Genomic DNA, 15437 nt, shown 5'->3' on the forward strand with positions numbered 1-15437 from the left:
GCGTTGCGGCCAACCTTTTGTTATCTAGTGCTGCATGAAGCGGCGGAGCGGTGTACTGTCCCAGTCGACGCTGTCGAGCAGGTTTTTCACGATCAGCCCCAGCTCGGTGTCGCCCTCGATGCGCAGCCGGCGCGAGAAGAACAGCGTGTCCGGGTCTTCCTCGCGCAGCATCAGCCGCAGGAAGTCGGCCAGGTTGGCGGCCAGCCGCAGGTCGGGCGCGTCGCCGCTACTGCCGGTGTGGAAGCGCTCGTCATCGGCACAGAAGGTCAGCGTCAGGCCGGCGTCGCAAATCTCCACCGCGAAGGTCTTGCCGCTGAGCAGGCTCATGTCGGCGGCCAGCACCTGCCGCTTCTGCAGCTGGTTGAGACTGTGCACCAGCAGCCACGCCGGTGGCGTTGCCGGCAGGCGTTGCAGCCAGCGGCGGCCGAAGGGCGGCAGGGTAAAGTCAGGAACAGGCATGGTGGTCTCCCTGGTAGGCAATGCCGGCCTCGCCGCGCCAGTAGCCGTCGGCCAGCGGCATCGCGGACAGCGACTGCAGGCGGTTCGCGGCAGCGGCGGCGGTCGCCGGCTGGGTCAGCACGTCACGGAACTGCTGCACGATGGCGGCCATGTTGTCGGCCTGCGGGCTGAGACGCAGGATGTCGACGCCGCTGTGCTGCAGCGCCGGATAGTGCGCCAGCAGCGATTGCCGCGCCGCGGACTGGGTCTGGATGCCGTTGATGGCGAGGAAGGGCTGGCCATCCTGGGTGTGCATGGTCATGCCTTCCGGATGCTCCAGGCACTTGAACTGGCAGTCGTCCTTGTTCAGCCGGTAGTGGCGGGCGGTAAAGCAGCGCGCGGAGTAGGCCAGCGGCAGCCGGCCCCAGGCGAACAGCTCGGTCTGTGGCAGGTCTTCCTCATCACCGAGGATGTCGCGCAGCAGGCTGGCGCTGCACTCCAGCGGGCAGACCCAGCGATAGGCGCCCAGTTGCTGGAACAGGCGCAGGGTGTCGCGGTTGTAGATGTTGAGGTGCGGCCCGGCGACGAACGGCAGCTGGCGCTCGTGCAGCAGGCGCACCGCGCCCAGGTCGTTGGCCTCCAGTCGCACGGCACCGTGTTCGATCAGCTGGCGCAGGCGTTTGAGGTCGCTTTCGCTCTCCAACAACACCTGGCTTGAGAGAATGATCTCCTTGCCGCTGTCGGCGAGGTCGGCGGCGAGGGCGATCCAGTCGCGGGTGCGCAATTGCTGGCGCCGCGAACAGACCACTTCGCCCAGATAGATGATGTCCAGCGGCCAGCCGGCGGCTTCGGCGTAAAACGCCATTACCTGGTCGCGATACCAGAAGTACTGCAGCGGCCCGAGCGAGAGCCTCATGGCGGGATGTGACATGACTGAAGCGTCTCCTTGTTATTTCCACGGTCGGTCGTAGGCACCGAGGGTGACCTGCTGGCCTTCCGATACCTTGGCCAGCGCCTGTTGCCATGCCGGCTTGACGCTGAAGCGCTGCGTACTCTGCCCGGCCTGGTCCAGTGCCTCGCGCAGCGCGCGGGTGACCTGCGCGACGTAGGCTGGGCTGCGCTGGCGGCCTTCGACCTTGATCGCGGCGACGCCGGCGTCCAGCAGCTGCGGCAGCATCGCCAGCACGTTGAGGCTGGATGGCTGTTCCAGCACGTAATCGGTATGGCCTTCCACCTCGAAGCGGCCCTTGCACAGCGTCGGGTAGCCGGCGGTTTCGCTGGCGCCGTAACGGTCGATCAGGATGTGGTTGAGGCGGGCGTCCATGCCCTGGCCGTTGTCCTCCCAGCGCACGAAACGCGCCGGCGAACAGACGCCGTGGCTGTTCGGCGATTCGCCGGTGGCGTAGCTGGACAGCAGGCAGCGGCCTTCCACCATCACGCACAGGCTGCCGAAGCCGAACACCTCGATCTCGACGCTGGTATTGGCGATCACGTGGCGCACCTGATCCAGCGTCAGCACCCGCGGCAACACCGCGCGCTGCACGCCGAACAGCGATTGCGCCAGATTGATGGCTTCGTAGTTGGTGGCCGAGCCCTGTACCGACAGGTGCAGGCGCAGCGCCGGGTGGCGTTCGTGCGCGTAGGCGAGCAGGCCCATGTCGGCGAGGATCACCGCGTCGACGCCCAGCGCGGCGGCCTCGTCGATGGCGGCGCGCCAGCGCAGGCTGTCGCCGCCGCGGGCGTAGGTGTTGATCGCCATCAGCACCTTGCGCTTGCGATCGCGGGCGTAGCGGATGCCCTCGCTGGCACTGCGGTGGTCGAAGTTCAGGCCGGCAAAATTGCGGGCGTTGGTGTCGTTCTTGAGGCCGAGATAGACCGCGTCCGCGCCATTGTCGATGGCGGCCTTCAGTGCGGGCAGGCTGCCCGCCGGGCAGATCAGTTCGGGAAGACGTTGCATGCTGTGTTTCCGTCAGTCGGGACCGGCGCACAGTAGCAAGCGGCAAGGCGGGCGGCCTTGTCCTGGGTCAAGGGCGACCATCCGGCGGAAGCGGCCACCACCAATGGCGTAGTCAAGGTTGGCCGCAATGAAAAAGGGGCCACCGAAGTGGCCCCGCTGGTCTTGGCGGCGTGCGGCTCAGCCGAAGTGGCAGACGTAGTGCACGGTATCGCTGACCTCGATCTGGAACGAGCTTTCGCCCGGCACCTTGAACGAGTCGCCGGCCTTGTAGCTGCTGGCGCTGGTTTCGCCGGCGAGGGTGACCTTGCATTCGCCGGCCAGGATTTCCATGATTTCCGGGGCGCCGGTGCTGAACAGCAGCTTGGCCGGCAGGATCACGCCGACGGACTTGCGGCTGCCGTCCGGCATGATGATGCCGTGGCTGACGCACTTGCCGTCAAAATAAACATTGGCTTCTTTTACAACGCTGACGTTGTCGAACTGACTCATGGTTTCTCCGATTCCTTTGTCTGCAGCACGGGTGAATCCCGCTGTTTTGCGCTCTGGCATCATGCCCGCTGCCGCGGTGCAACGTCAACAAGCTTGCCGCATTGTGATGGCGGCCGAAATGCAAAAAAGCTTGGCCGCAATATGGCGGCCAAGCTTGCTCTGCGCTGCGGACGGGTCCGGCTCAATCCAGCGGAATCTGCAGCCCGGCCTGGCTGGCCGGCGCGCGCAGGTCCATCAGCACCAGCTTGCCCTTCTCGCTGGCGTATTTCACGGTGTCGAGGCGGTTGGTTTCCAGCAGCAGGTACATGATGTCGTTCTCGCTGATGCCGCTGCCCTTGGCCTGGGCGATGGCCTCGGTCAGGCTGGCGGCCAGCACCGTGCGGGCGCGGGCGAGGCCCTCGGCGCGCAGCTGCTGCGATTCGGCCTCGGCGCGGGCTTCACCGACGATCAGGATGCGCTTGGCTTCCGCCTCCTGCACCGCCGCCTCGCGCTTGCGCTCGGAGGCGATCACGCTGTTGAACGCGTGCTGCACCTCTTCCGACACCGTCGGCTGGTCGATCAGCACGCTGACGATCTCGTAACCGTAGGTGCCCATGCGCTCGGCGAGACTGGCCTGCATCTGTTGCGCCAGCTCGTCGCGGTCCTCGTACATGTTCATCAGCGTCATCGCCGCGGTGGACGAGCGCAGGGTGTTGAGCACCCAGGTCTTGACTTGCTCCTGCGGCGACGCCAGCTGGTAGTAGGCATCGGCGGCGCGCTCAGGAATCACCCGCACCATGATCGCCACCGGCAGGGTGACGAACATGTTGTCGCGGGTCTTGACCTCGACCTGCGCCGACAGCTCCTGCACGCGCAGGTCCATGAGGCAGGCGATGCGTTGCACGCCGGGGATGATCCAGTTCAGACCCGGGGTGAGCACACGCGAGAACTTGCCGAAGGTCTCGACGATGGCCAGCGTCTGCTGGTCGATGACGCGCAGGCCGGCGATGACGATGAGGGCGACGAGGCCGAACAGGATAAGGATGGCCATGGGGGCTCCTGATGCTAGGGGAAAGCCGCAGTATGCCAGCATGTGATGACAAAGGGCTAACGGGGCACCGTTGCGGCCAACCTTGCGCCAGGGTTGGCCGCAACCGTCAGTACTGGCTCGGCAGGAACAGGCTGCCCTGCAGCAGCGGTCGCGCGGTGCGCGTCATCACCACTTCGTCGATGTGCCAGCCGGCCGGCGTGGACGACAGCCGCGCCTCCAGTTGCTGCTGGCCGCTGGCGTGGGCAAAGCGCAGCGCCTCGCCGCGCACCACGCCGCCGCAGGCTTCGGCCACCAGCGTGCCGTCGATCGCGGCGGCGGCTGCCAGTGCGATGGCACCGGTGCCGGTGTAGGCGTGGTGCAGCCTGCCCATCGACAGGATGCGCGCGGTCAGTGCCACGCCGGGCTCGGTGCTGGGCGACACAAAGCTCACCTTCGGCGTCGCCGGCCGCTCGCGGCTGGCGGTGGCGATGTCGGCACAGAGGCCCATCGCCACCGCACCGGCGGCGCGCGCCCATTCCAGGCGCCGGTTGACCGCGGCATCGGCGATGTCGCCGCGCTCGTCACCGGCGAGGCCGATATCGGCGGCGCGCACGAACACGGTCGGGTTGCCGGCGTCGATCAGCGTGGCGGCGAGGGTGCTGCCGTCCGGCAGACTCAAGCTGTCGCAGACGCGGCCGGTGGGGAACAGCCGGCCGCTGGCACCGCCGGCGGGATCGAGAAAGCGCAGCGTCAGCGGCGCGCCGGGAAAGGCGACGCCGTCGATGCGGTAGTCGCCTTCCCACACCGGCCGGCCGTTGCGCATGCTCAGCTCGGCGATGATGGTCTTGCCGATATTGGCCTGCCAGATGCGCACGCTGACGGCGCCGTCGCGCGGCGCGTGCGCCACCATGCCTTGCAGCAGCGCGAACAGCGGCACCGCGGCGCTGAGGTTGCCGCAGTTGCCGGACCAGTCGATCAGCGGCTCGGCGATCGACACGTGGCCGAACAGGTAGTCGATGTCGTGGTCGTCACGTAGCGACGGTCGCAGCAGCACCACCTTGCTGGTGGTGGAGATGCCGGTGCCGAGGCCGTCGATCTGCTTGCCGTAGGGGTCGGGGCTGCCCAGCACGCGCAGCAGCAGCGCGTCGCGCGCCGCGCCGGCCGGCGGCAGATCGTCGTGGCGGAAAAACAGGCCCTTGCTGGTGCCGCCGCGCAGCAGCGTGACGTCGAGCGTGCTCACGGCTGGCTTTCGGCGGGGAACAGCTGGCGCCGGCAGGCGGCGATGGCGGCGACGCGGGCGCGGTCCACCGCCTGCGGGATGTCGCGCTTGTCGGCGCAGTCGCGGGCAACGGCACCGGCATCGACCGACTGCGCCGCGGCCAGCAGCTGGCGCAGCCACTCGGCCTGCGGGTAGTCGCAGGTCTCGAAGTGCAGCCGGCCGCGGGCGTCGGCGAGACAGACGTCCAGCAGTTGCAGGAAGCGCTCCGGCCGTCGCAGCGCGTCGCAGTCGCGCAGCAGGCGCAGCACGGTGTCGGCGCGCAATTCGGCGGCGCGGTGGATCTTGGTGTGGTAAAGCGTGGCCAGGCGCGCCAGGTCACGACAGTCGGCCGGTACCCGCAGTCGTTCGCACAACGCCAGCAGTGGCGCTTCGCCGTGTGCCTCGTGGCCGAGGTGGCGCGGCAGGATGTCGGCCGGCGTGCGCGCCTTGCCCAAGTCGTGCATCAGCGCGGCAAAGCGCACGCTCAAAGGTTGGCCGCAGGCGGCGGCGTAGTCCAGCACCCGCATGACGTGGTCGCCGGTGTCGATCTCCGGGTGGTAGTCGGCGCGTTGCGGCACGCCGAACAGCGCGTCCAGCTCCGGCAGCAGCCGCGCCAGCGCGCCGCAGTCGCGCAGGACGGTGAACATGCGCGACGGTCTGGCCGTCATCAGGCCCTTGGCCAGCTCCTGCCATACCCGCTCCGCCACCAGCGCGTCGGCCTCGCCGGCGGCCACCATGTCACGCATCAGCTGCATGGTCTCCTCGGCGACGGCGAAGTCGAAGCGCGCGGCAAAGCGCGCCAGGCGCAGGATGCGCACCGGGTCCTCGGCGAAGGCCGGGCTGACGTGGCGCAGCAGCCGCGCCTGCAGGTCGGCCTGGCCGCCGTAGGGGTCGGTCAGCGCGCCGTGTTCGTCCTCGGCGATGGCGTTGATGGTGAGGTCGCGGCGGATCAGGTCTTCTTCCAGCGTCACCTCCGGCGAGGTGTGGAACACGAAGCCGTGGTAGCCGCGCCCGCTCTTGCGTTCGGTACGTGCCAGCGCGTATTCCTCCTGCGTTTGCGGATGCAGGAACACCGGAAAATCCTTGCCCACCGGGCGGAAACCGCGCGCCTGCATCATCTCCGGCGTGGCGCCGACCACCACCCAGTCACGGTCGGCCACCGGCAGCCCCAGCAGGCGGTCGCGCACGGCACCGCCAACGATGTAGCACTTCATCGGCGGGCGGCCTGTTTGCGGTAGCGGTCGAGCTGGCGGTTGAATTCCTGTTCGCCGAGGTAGAGCGGCGCCACCGCCTCCAGTGCCGTCGGGCTGAAGCCGAGCAGCGCCGGGAACGGCTGCTGGCTGACGTTATCGACCCGCAGCGAGCGCACATTGTCGCGGCTCAGCGGCGGCTTGCCGGGCAGCAGCTCCATCAGCGTCGCCTGCAGCATGGCGAGGCCTTCCGGTAGCGCGATCAGCGTGCGCGGATGGCCGGCAAGGTTGGCCGCATAGGCCACCAGCTGGCGCAGGGTGTAGGTCTTGGGGCCGGTCAGCTCCAGCGTCTGGCCGATGCTGGCGTCCTGCTCCAGGCAGACGCGCACCGCGCGGGCGACGTCCTCGACCCACACCGGCGCGAAGCGGGTGTCGGCGCCGGCCAGCGGGATGAAGGGCGCGACGGCGGCCAGACTGGCAAACAGGGTCAGGAAGCTGTCGCCGGCGCCGAAAATCACCGACGGGCGCAGGATGGTGACGTCCAGCCCGCTGTCGCGCAGCAGGCGCTCGGCCTTGCCCTTGGTCTGCTGGTAGTCGCTGGGCGCGCTTTCGCCGGCGCCCAGCGCGCTGATGTGGACGATGCGCCGGATGCCCTGGCTCTTGCAGGCGGCGATGATCTTGCCGGTCAGCTGCACGTGCGCCTTTTCGAAGTCGTTACGCGAGCCGTGCAGGATGCCGACCATGCTGATCACCGCGTCGTGGCCGGCGAGGAACTGTTCCAGCTGGCCGGCATCGTGGACGTTGGTTTCGACCAGGTCCGCGCTTGGCAGGTGCAGCAGCAGGCCCTTGTGCCGCTCGCGGCGGCGGGTGGCGATGCTCAGTTGTGCACCGTAGCGGGTCAGCTCTTCGGCAATGTAGCTGCCGACGAAGCCGGCGCCGCCGATCACGGCGATTCTGTTGAATTGGTGCATGTTATCTCCCTGTCGGAACGCCGGTCAGCGTGCCGGGATGGTACCCAGTCGCGATTTCAGCGTGTTGCCGGGCTGGCGGAACGCGCCGGCGTAATAGACCGCATTGGCCATCACCTTCTGAACATAGTCGCGGGTTTCGGTAAACGGAATGGTTTCCGCGTAAATGGCGCCTTCCAGCGGCATCGCCGCCTGCCAGCCGCGGGCGCGGCCGGGGCCGGCGTTATAGGCGGCGGTGGCCAGTACCGGGTGGCTGGACAGGTTGTCCAGCACGTGGCGCAGGTACCAGGTGCCGAGGCGGATATTGGTGTCGACGTCGTTGACCTGGTAGCTCGGCAGGCCCATCTTGCCGGCCACCCATTTCGCGGTCGCCGGCATCAGCTGCATCAGGCCGCTGGCGCCGACGCCGGAGCGGGCGACGTTGAGGAAGCGGCTTTCCTGGCGGATCAGGCCGTAAACCCAGGCTTCGTCGATCTCCAGCTGGCTGGCGTAGCGGCGGGTGGTGTCGCGGTACGGAGTCAGGAAGCGCAGGCTGAAGTCATGGGTGCGCACGGTACGCTCGGCGGCGTAGATCGCCATGTCGTAGAGGTTGCGCTCCAGCGCGATCTCGGCGGCGGCCAGCAGCTGCTCGTCGTTGCGGCCGCGCAGCGCCCAGCGCCACACGCGGCGGCCGTCTTCGCGCCATTCCGGCTTGTTGTTGCGCAGTGACAGCTCGAACAGCGCCAGCGCGTGCTGGATGTCGGGGTCGGCCAGCAGCTGGCGTTGCAGTGTCAGCGGGGTCGGGCTGCGGCTGAGCGGGGCTTCCAGTGTGGTGCCCAGTTCTTCCTTGGCCAGCAGGCCGTAGTAGTTGTGCTCGAAGCTGATCTTGATCAGCAGCGGCGTGGCCTCGTTGCCGCGGCCCAACGCCTGCAGGCTGCGTGCGCGCCAGTACTGCCAGGCGCCCTTGCCGGCCAGCGTTTCCGGCAGGCGACGGCTCAGCTGTTCCAGCCGGCCCCAGTCCTGCTGGCGCAGCGCGGCGCGCAGCCACCATTCCCATTGCTCGTCGGTCAGCTGTTGCGGGTCGGCGTGCTCGAAGGCGTCCAGTGCCTGCGGCATGTTCAGCCGCTGTGCGCTGCGCAGTGCCAGCTGGCCGTAGAGGAAGCCGCTTTGCGCCTTGCTGAACATCGCCTCGCTGGCGGCGGCCCGTTCCAGCGCCGCCACCGGGTTGTTCTTGCCGAGGGTCAGCAGTTGCTGCACCAGCTGTTCGGCACCGCCTGCCGTGAAGAAGCGTTCGCCAAGGTTGGCCGCAGCCGCCAGTCGCCGCGCCACGGTCAGATAGTTGCCGGCCAGCAGCAGGCGCATGCGCGCCTCGGTCTGCGCCGGGGTCAGGACGCCGCGGGCGGCCTGTTCTTCCACCAGTCGCGCGCAGCCGTCGGACAGGCGCACGTTCTGCCACAGGTCCGGCGCGCTGGCCACGGTCTGGCGGCGGTTGAGGGTGGCGACGTCGAGCCAGCAGCTGCTGTCGGCGTCGCGCGCCTCGCCGGACAGCGCCGGCGCCACGCGCAGGATGCCGTCCCAGTCGCCGCGCTTGCCCAGCGACTGTACCCAGTCGTTGAGCAGCCGCTCGCGCAGGAAGGCGTTGCCGCCGTTGCTGATGAAGGCGCGGCTCGGGTTGTCGTCGCCGTTGTCGAGTGCCAGTCGTGCCTGCCAGTAGCCCGGCCACGCGGCGAGCGGGTCGCGGTCGCCGCTGCCATTGCCGAGGCTGGCCAGCTGCGCGCTGTCGTTGTTGCGGAAGGCTTCGCGCGCGGTCAGCAGCGTGCTGTCGCTGATGGCGTGGGCAAAGCAGGGCAGCAGGGCGAAAGCCAGCAGGGATAAGGAATGTCGCATGGTCATTTTCGCCAGAAAGTAGGGGTAAACAAAATCAGGACGCTAAACACCTCGAGGCGGCCCACCAGCATGGCCAGCGTGCACACCCAGGTTTGGAAATCGCTGAGACCGGCGTAGTTCCCGGTCGGGCCGATCTGCCCCAGCCCGGGGCCGATGTTGTTGATGCAGGCCAGGCTGGCGGTAAAGGCGGTGATGAAATCCAGCCCGCTGCCGATCAGCACGAAGGTAAACACCACCACGCTCATGAAGTAGACAAAGATGAAACCGAGCACCGAAAAGGCGACCGCTTCCGGAATCACGCGGTTGCCAATCTTTAGCGGCAGCACCGCTTTCGGGTGCAGCAGGGTGCTCATCTCGCGGTAGCCCTGCCGCGTCAGGATCAGGGTGCGGATCATCTTGATGCCGCCGCCGGTGGAGCCGGAGCTGACGGTGAGGCAGGACAGGAACAGCATCCATAGTGGCACGAATATCGGCCACTGTGCGTAGTCGGTGCTGGCGTAGCCGGTATCGGTGGCCACCGAGATCAGGTTGAACGACACGTAGCGCAGCGCGGTGGTGAAGGTGTAGATCTGCTGCCACCACAGGTACAGGCTCATCGCCAGGATGCTGCCCAGCAGCAACAGCACCACGTAGCGCGCCTCGATGTCGTGCCAGTAGCTTTTCAGGCTGCGGCGCTGCCAGCTGAGAAAGTGGGTGGCGAAGTTCATCGCCGCCAGGATCATGAACACGCACAGCACCGCCTCGATCTGCCAGGAGTCGAAGTGGCTGATGCTGCTGTCCTTGGTAGAGAAGCCGCCCAGCGCCACCGCGGTAAAGGCGTGGCATAGCGCGTCCAGCGGCGCCATGCCGGCCAGCAGCAGGCAGGCGTAGCAGGCGAGGGTCAGCGCCGAGTACACGTACCACAGGCTCTTCGCGGTCTGGCCGATGCGCGGCGCCAGCTTGTTGTCCTTCATCGGGCCGGGGGTTTCCGCCTTATACAGCTGCATGCCGCCGATGCCCAGCAGCGGCAGCACCGCCACCGCCAGCACGATGATGCCCATGCCGCCGAGCCAGGTCAGGAAGTGACGCCAGAAGTTGATCGACGGCGGCAGCCGGTCCAGCCCCTGCATGGTGGTGGCGCCGGTGGTGGTCAGTGCCGACATCGACTCGAAAAAGGCATTGGTCACCGTCATGCCCGGCAGGTAGAACAGCATCGGCAGGCAGGCGGTGACGGCAAAGGTGATCCACAGCAGCGTCACCAGGATGAAGCCGTCCTTCGGCTTCAGCTCGCGTTCGAAGCGCGCGGTGGCGATCCACAGCAGGAAGCCGGCGATGCCGCTGGCGGCCGCGGCGCGGACAAAGTAGGGCAGCGTGCCATCGTCGTAATACCAGGACACCAGCGCCGGGAAGGCGAACGTACCGGAAAACAGCATGATCAGCTTGGCCAGCACGTGGATGACGGGCAGGATTTTCAGCATGGTGACGCCATTTCGTACAGCTCCAGCGGCAGGCCGTCCGGATCGGCGATAAAGGTAAAGCGGCGGCCGGTGTATTCGTCGGTGCGCACCGCTTCGCTGGCCACGTTGGCCGCAGCCAGCGTGGCGATGACGCGGTCGAGATCGGCGACGCGGAAGGCGAGGTGGCGCAGGCCGCAGGCCTCCGGATGGCTGGGGCGCGGCGGTGGCGACGGGAAGCTGAACAGCTCCAGCTGGCTGCTGTCGGGCAGTGCCAGGTTGAGCTTCCACGATTCGCGCCCGGCGCGGTAGTGCTCGCTGACGATGGGTAGCCCCAGAGTGTCGTGGTAGAAGGCGCGGCTCTGCGCGTAGTCGCGGCAGATCAGCGCCACGTGGTGGATGCCTTGCAGCAGCATGTCAGAAGAACCCCATCTTGACCTGCACCAGCTTCTCGATCTGGCGCAGCTGGCGGCGACGTGACACGAAGATGATCAGGTGGTCTTCGCTGCACAGCACCAGGTCGTGGTGCGCCATCAGTACCTGCTGGCCGCGGATCACCGCGCTGAGGGTGCAGCCGGTTGGCATGTTGATGTCTTCCACCTTGCGGCCAACCAGACGCGAGGTGCGTTCGTCACCGTGAATGATGACTTCGATGGCCTCGGCGGCGCCACGGCGCAAGGGGTGCACCGCCACCACGTCGCCACGGCGCAGGTGCGCCAGTACCGAGCCGATGGTGGACAGGTGCGGCGAGATCACCACGTCGATGCGGTTGCCCTCCAGCAGGTCGACATAGCTGGAGCGGTTGACCAGCGCGATGACGCGGTGGGCGCCCATGCGCTTGGCCAGCAGCGTGGACATCACGTTGTCCTCGTCGTCGTTGGTCAGCGCGCAGAACACGTCCATCTCGTCGATGTTTTCGTCTTCCAGTAGCGCCTCGTCGGTGGCCTCGCCGTGCAGCACCAATGCCTTGTCCAGGTTTTCCGACAGCCACGTCGCGCGCTCGCCGCGCGCCTCGATCAGCTTGACCTCGTAGTCGTCCTGCAGCAGCCGCGCCAGGCGGTAGCCGATGTTGCCGCCGCCGGCGATCATCACCCGGCGCACCGGCTTCTCGCTGCTGCGCAGCTCGCCGAGCATGGTCGGCACGTCGGCCTTGGCGGCGATGAAGAACACCTCGTCGCCGGAGGCGATCACGGTGTTGCCGTCCGGCACGATCAGCTTGTCATTGCGGTAGATGGCGCAGATGCGCGAGTCGCTGTCCGGCATGTCGTCGCGGATCTGCTTCAGCGGGCGGCCGACCAGCTTGCCGTCGCTGCCAGCGCGGGCCACCACCAGCTGGGCGAGGCCGTGGCCGAAGTCCAGCACCTGCAGCGCACGCGGGTAGGACAGCAGCTGGTACAGGTTGTTGGTGACGATCTGCTCCGGGCAAATGGCGTGATCGACCGAGAACTGCTTCAGCACCGCGTGGCGGCCCTCCACGTAATCGCTGGCGCGGATGCGCGCGATACAGGTGGGGATGTTGAACTGGGTGCGGGCCAGCGCACAGGCCAGCAGGTTGGTGTCGTCGTTGCGGGTCAGCGCCAGCAGCAGCTCGGCGTCTTCGGCGCCGGCATTGAGCAGCACCGACGGATGGGCGGCGTTGCCGAGCACGGTGCGGATGTCGAGGCGGTTCTGCAGCAGCTTGAGCAGGTTGGCGTCCTGATCGACCACGGTGACGTCGTTGCCTTCGTTGGTCAGGCTTTCCGCCACGCTGGCGCCAACTTGTCCTCCTCCCAGAATCAGGATTCTCATCCGTGTCGTGTCCTTGCTGGCCGCGCTGGCGGCGTTACTCGTATTGATTGGCTATGACGGGCAACGCCATTGGCATTGCTGCGTAAGGCCGGCCATTTTAGCGGCTGCCTGCCGCCTTGTGCCGCGGCAGAGTGATTGAAAAACATAATCGCCAGTTTGGCGACAATTAATTGGCCGAATGATGGGGCGCTGTGCACAATGGCGGCAAGCCGATGGCCGCCGTGACGCGGTGGCGATCGGGGGTTGTGACCGTGCCGGCTGCGTGCCCTGCAACGGTGCGGTTTTCGAGGGGGAGCTTGCTCCCCCGTTTTTTTGCCACGCCGCGCGGCGGCAGGACAGAAAAGCACGACGCCACGCCGAAGCCTCGGCGTGGCGTCAGGGTGAGACGGTGCTCAGCGTGCGGCTGGCGGGGTGCCGGCGTCGTCGCTGGTGTCGTCGTCGTCCATCAGGATGCGGTGCGCCGGGCCTTCCAGATCGTCAAACTGGCCGGAGCGGGTCGACCACCAGAACAGCACGCCGATAAAAAACACCAGCACGATGCTCATCGGTATCAGCAAATACAGGCTTTCCATCATTTATCCCGTTTGATCAGGCGCAGGGCGTTGCCCACCACCAGTAAGGAGCTGAGCGCCATGCCGAGGCTGGCCAGCCACGGCGTGATCCAGCCGGCGATGGCCAGCGGCAGCGCCAGCAGATTATACAGCGCCGCCCACCACAGGTTCTGGCGGATGATGTGCATGGTGCGCTGCGCCAGTGCCAGCGTCGCCGGCAGCCGTCCCAGCTCGTCGTGGATCAGGATCAGGTCGCCACTGGCGCGAGCGACATCGGTGCCGCCGCCCATCGCCAGCGACACGTCGGCGCGCGCCAGCACCGGCGCGTCGTTGACGCCGTCACCGATCATCAGCACGCGGCGACCCTGTTGCTGCAGCTGGCTGACGTAGGCCAGCTTGTCTTCCGGCGTGGCCGCGGCGCGGGCGTGATCCAGGCCAAGGTTGGCCGCAAGGTGTTCGACCGCCGGTGCGGCGTCGCCGGACAGCAGGTGCAGGGTCAGGCCGCGGCGCTGCAGCTGCTGCACCACGGCGGCGGCCTCGGCGCGCGGCTGGTCGCCGATGGCGAACAGGGCGACGATCTCGTCGTCGTGGCCCAGCGCGATGCAGGTTGCCGCCGCCGGCCAGTCGGCCGGGATGATCGGGGCGCGACTGCTGACGAATTCCGGCCGTCCCAGGCGCCAGACGGTGTCCTGCAGGCGGGCGCTGATGCCTTGGCCGGGAGTGTTGACCACGTCGCCGAGCGCCGGCAGCGGCGCCTCGTTGGCGGCCAGCAGTGCCCGCGCGATCGGGTGTTCGGAGCCGGACTCCATCGCCGCCGCCAGTGCCAGCGCCGTGCTGTTGTCGAGCACGCCGAAGGTTTGCAGCTGCAATAGCTGCATGCGGCCGTGGGTGAGGGTGCCGGTCTTGTCGAACACCACGTCGGTAATCTTGCTCAGCGTCTCCAGCGCATGGCCGCGGGCAGTGAGCACGCCCAGCTGCGCCAGGTGGCCGGTGGCGGCGGTGAGTGCCGCCGGCGTTGCCAGCGACAGCGCGCAGGGGCAGGAGATCACCAGCACCGCGACGGTGATCCACAGCGCGCGTGCCGGCTCGTACCAGTACCAGCCGGCAAAGGTGGCCAGCGCCACCAGCAGCAGTGCGGCGACAAATACGCTGGCGAAACGGTCGGCCAGCAGCGCCAGCCGCGGTTTTTCCGCCAGTGCCTGGTCCAGCAGCCGCACGATGCCGGCGAGGCGGGTGCCCTGGCCGATGCGGTTGACCTCGATCACCAGTGGGCTGGCGCTGTTGACGCTGCCGGCGACCACTTCCTCGCCGCTGTGGCGCGCGACCGGGAGGCTCTCGCCGCTGAGCAGCGATTCGTCGATGCTGGACTGGCCGTCGCGGATGATGCCGTCGGCGGGGATGGTTTCGCCGGGTTTGACCAGTAGCAGGTCGCCCAGCGCAAGGTTGGCCGCAGCCACCTCGCTGCTGTTGCGCGAGGCCGGCCAGTTGTCGAGGCGGTGGGCGAAGGCCGGCAGCAGTTTGACCAGCCGTTCGGTGGCCTCGCCGGTCTTGCGTCGCGCCATGCCTTCCAGGTAGCGCCCGCCCAGCAGCAGGAACACGAACATCGATACCGAGTCGAAGTAGATGCCATGTTCGATGCGGTTGATCAGCGCCCAGAAGCTGGCGAAGAAGGCGGTGAGGATGCCGATGGTGACCGGGGTGTCCATGCCGGCGCGACGTGTCTTCAGGTCGCGCCAGGTGGCGCGGTAGAACGGAATGGCGGAGTAAATCACCACCGGCACGGTCAGCACAAAGCTGGCCCAGTGCAGCAGCCACAGGTATTGCGCCTCGATCTCGCCGTCCGGCGCCATGTACACCGGCACCGCATACATCATCACCTGCATCATCGACAGCCCTGCGACCCACAACCGGTTCAGCGCCTGCTTGCGTTCCTTCTGGTGCAGCGCTTCCTGACGCGAGGCGTCGTAGGGGTGGGCGCGGTAGCCGATGGCGGCGATGGCTTCCAGGATGGCGGACAGCTGCAGCCGGCTGTTGTCCCAGCGCACGCGGGCGCGGTGGGTGGCGTAGTTGATGTCCACCGTCAGTACGCCGGGCAGGCGGCGCAGTTGCTGCTCGTTGAGCCAGACACAGGCGGCGCAGGTAATGCCTTCCAGCATCAGCGCCGCTTCGCGGACCTGTTCGCTTTCGAGGTGGACAAAGCTTTTCTGCAGTTCGTCGTTATCGTACAGCTGCATCTGTTGCAGCAGCTCGGCCGGCAGCGCCTCGGCCTGGCGGCCGCCTTCGGTGCGGTGCTGGTAGTAGTCGTCCAGTCCGGCATCGATGATGGTCTGCGCCACGGCCTGGCAGCCGGCGCAGCAGGTGTGCTGCTGGAGTTGACGGTAACGGACGGGGTAGTCGGCATCGGCGGGGACGGGAAGCCCGCAGTGGAAACAGGGTGCGCTCATGGCGTGCTATTGTAATGCAAGTGCACATGCTTAGCTTGCGGAGGGT

Annotated in this window: 14 protein-coding genes; all 14 read right to left on the minus strand. The window is 67.4% G+C overall.

All coding sequences use genetic code 11. The features are described 5' to 3' along the window. Positions 1-24: 24 nt before the first annotated feature. On the minus strand, positions 25-459 hold the full coding sequence (ubiT, locus tag C8E02_RS04185) for a ubiquinone anaerobic biosynthesis accessory factor UbiT (protein ID WP_120809763.1): 435 nt from the start codon (positions 457-459) through the stop codon (positions 25-27). Next, the gene (locus tag C8E02_RS04190) at positions 446-1369 is read right to left on the minus strand and encodes a U32 family peptidase (protein ID WP_245961059.1); all 924 of its coding nucleotides are present in this window, start codon (positions 1367-1369) and stop codon (positions 446-448) included. The genes ubiT and C8E02_RS04190 overlap by 14 nt, the downstream gene beginning before the upstream one ends. Before the next feature lie 18 nt (positions 1370-1387). Beyond that, positions 1388-2395, minus strand: coding sequence for a ubiquinone anaerobic biosynthesis protein UbiU (ubiU, locus tag C8E02_RS04195; protein WP_120809765.1), 1008 nt, complete (start codon positions 2393-2395; stop codon positions 1388-1390). A 177-nt stretch (positions 2396-2572) separates the two neighbouring features. Continuing rightward, complete coding sequence (gene ppnP / locus C8E02_RS04200; protein WP_120809766.1) at positions 2573-2884, minus strand: pyrimidine/purine nucleoside phosphorylase; 312 nt, start codon at positions 2882-2884, stop codon at positions 2573-2575. Positions 2885-3065: 181 nt separating this feature from the next. Next, entirely contained in the window at positions 3066-3914 is an 849-nt protein-coding gene (locus tag C8E02_RS04205; protein WP_170152099.1) for an SPFH domain-containing protein, read from the minus strand. Between the two features lie 106 nt (positions 3915-4020). Continuing rightward, a complete protein-coding gene (locus tag C8E02_RS04210) occupies positions 4021-5133 on the minus strand; it encodes a 2-methylaconitate cis-trans isomerase PrpF family protein (protein ID WP_120809768.1) in 1113 nt (370 codons plus the stop codon). Continuing rightward, positions 5130-6365 carry a multifunctional CCA addition/repair protein gene (locus C8E02_RS04215; RefSeq protein WP_120809769.1) on the minus strand — a complete coding sequence of 412 codons (1236 nt, stop codon included), beginning with the start codon at positions 6363-6365 and terminating at the stop codon, positions 5130-5132. Before C8E02_RS04215 ends, C8E02_RS04210 begins: the two co-directional genes overlap by 4 nt. Further along, entirely contained in the window at positions 6362-7312 is a 951-nt protein-coding gene (locus C8E02_RS04220) for a complex I NDUFA9 subunit family protein (protein ID WP_120809770.1), read from the minus strand. The genes C8E02_RS04215 and C8E02_RS04220 overlap by 4 nt, the downstream gene beginning before the upstream one ends. A 24-nt stretch (positions 7313-7336) precedes the next feature. Then, the gene (locus C8E02_RS04225; protein WP_245961060.1) at positions 7337-9175 is read right to left on the minus strand and encodes a lytic transglycosylase domain-containing protein; all 1839 of its coding nucleotides are present in this window, start codon (positions 9173-9175) and stop codon (positions 7337-7339) included. A gap of 2 nt (positions 9176-9177) precedes the next feature. Beyond that, positions 9178-10632 (minus strand): TrkH family potassium uptake protein, encoded by a 1455-nt coding sequence (locus tag C8E02_RS04230; RefSeq protein WP_211329152.1) that lies wholly within the window; start codon positions 10630-10632, stop codon positions 9178-9180. Beyond that, positions 10626-11024 carry an SMU1112c/YaeR family gloxylase I-like metalloprotein gene (gene gloA2 / locus C8E02_RS04235; protein ID WP_120809772.1) on the minus strand — a complete coding sequence of 133 codons (399 nt, stop codon included), beginning with the start codon at positions 11022-11024 and terminating at the stop codon, positions 10626-10628. The genes C8E02_RS04230 and gloA2 overlap by 7 nt, the downstream gene beginning before the upstream one ends. Position 11025: 1 nt before the next feature. Next, entirely contained in the window at positions 11026-12396 is a 1371-nt protein-coding gene (trkA, locus tag C8E02_RS04240; protein ID WP_120809773.1) for a Trk system potassium transporter TrkA, read from the minus strand. A gap of 392 nt (positions 12397-12788) precedes the next feature. After that, positions 12789-12968 (minus strand): cbb3-type cytochrome oxidase assembly protein CcoS, encoded by a 180-nt coding sequence (gene ccoS / locus C8E02_RS04245; RefSeq protein ID WP_120809774.1) that lies wholly within the window; start codon positions 12966-12968, stop codon positions 12789-12791. Next, a complete protein-coding gene (locus C8E02_RS04250; RefSeq protein ID WP_120809775.1) occupies positions 12968-15391 on the minus strand; it encodes a heavy metal translocating P-type ATPase in 2424 nt (807 codons plus the stop codon). Before C8E02_RS04250 ends, ccoS begins: the two co-directional genes overlap by 1 nt. Positions 15392-15437 lie beyond the last annotated feature (46 nt).

The organism is Vogesella indigofera (assembly GCF_003633895.1).
In the GTDB taxonomy this organism is placed as follows: Bacteria; Pseudomonadota; Gammaproteobacteria; order Burkholderiales; family Chromobacteriaceae; genus Vogesella; species Vogesella indigofera.

Bases quoted from the DNA above. Each gene is read 5' to 3' on its own strand.
- ubiT (WP_120809763.1), bottom strand. From the start codon at position 459: ATGCCTGTTCCTGACTTTACCCTGCCGCCCTTCGGCCGCCGCTGGCTG.
- C8E02_RS04190 (WP_245961059.1), bottom strand. From the start codon at position 1,369: ATGTCACATCCCGCCATGAGGCTCTCGCTCGGGCCGCTGCAGTACTTC.
- ubiU (WP_120809765.1), bottom strand. From the start codon at position 2,395: ATGCAACGTCTTCCCGAACTGATCTGCCCGGCGGGCAGCCTGCCCGCA.
- ppnP (WP_120809766.1), bottom strand. From the start codon at position 2,884: ATGAGTCAGTTCGACAACGTCAGCGTTGTAAAAGAAGCCAATGTTTAT.
- C8E02_RS04205 (WP_170152099.1), bottom strand. From the start codon at position 3,914: ATGGCCATCCTTATCCTGTTCGGCCTCGTCGCCCTCATCGTCATCGCC.
- C8E02_RS04215 (WP_120809769.1), bottom strand. From the start codon at position 6,365: ATGAAGTGCTACATCGTTGGCGGTGCCGTGCGCGACCGCCTGCTGGGG.
- C8E02_RS04220 (WP_120809770.1), bottom strand. From the start codon at position 7,312: ATGCACCAATTCAACAGAATCGCCGTGATCGGCGGCGCCGGCTTCGTC.
- C8E02_RS04225 (WP_245961060.1), bottom strand. From the start codon at position 9,175: ATGCGACATTCCTTATCCCTGCTGGCTTTCGCCCTGCTGCCCTGCTTT.
- C8E02_RS04230 (WP_211329152.1), bottom strand. From the start codon at position 10,632: ATGCTGAAAATCCTGCCCGTCATCCACGTGCTGGCCAAGCTGATCATG.
- gloA2 (WP_120809772.1), bottom strand. From the start codon at position 11,024: ATGCTGCTGCAAGGCATCCACCACGTGGCGCTGATCTGCCGCGACTAC.
- trkA (WP_120809773.1), bottom strand. From the start codon at position 12,396: ATGAGAATCCTGATTCTGGGAGGAGGACAAGTTGGCGCCAGCGTGGCG.
- ccoS (WP_120809774.1), bottom strand. From the start codon at position 12,968: ATGGAAAGCCTGTATTTGCTGATACCGATGAGCATCGTGCTGGTGTTT.
- C8E02_RS04250 (WP_120809775.1), bottom strand. From the start codon at position 15,391: ATGAGCGCACCCTGTTTCCACTGCGGGCTTCCCGTCCCCGCCGATGCC.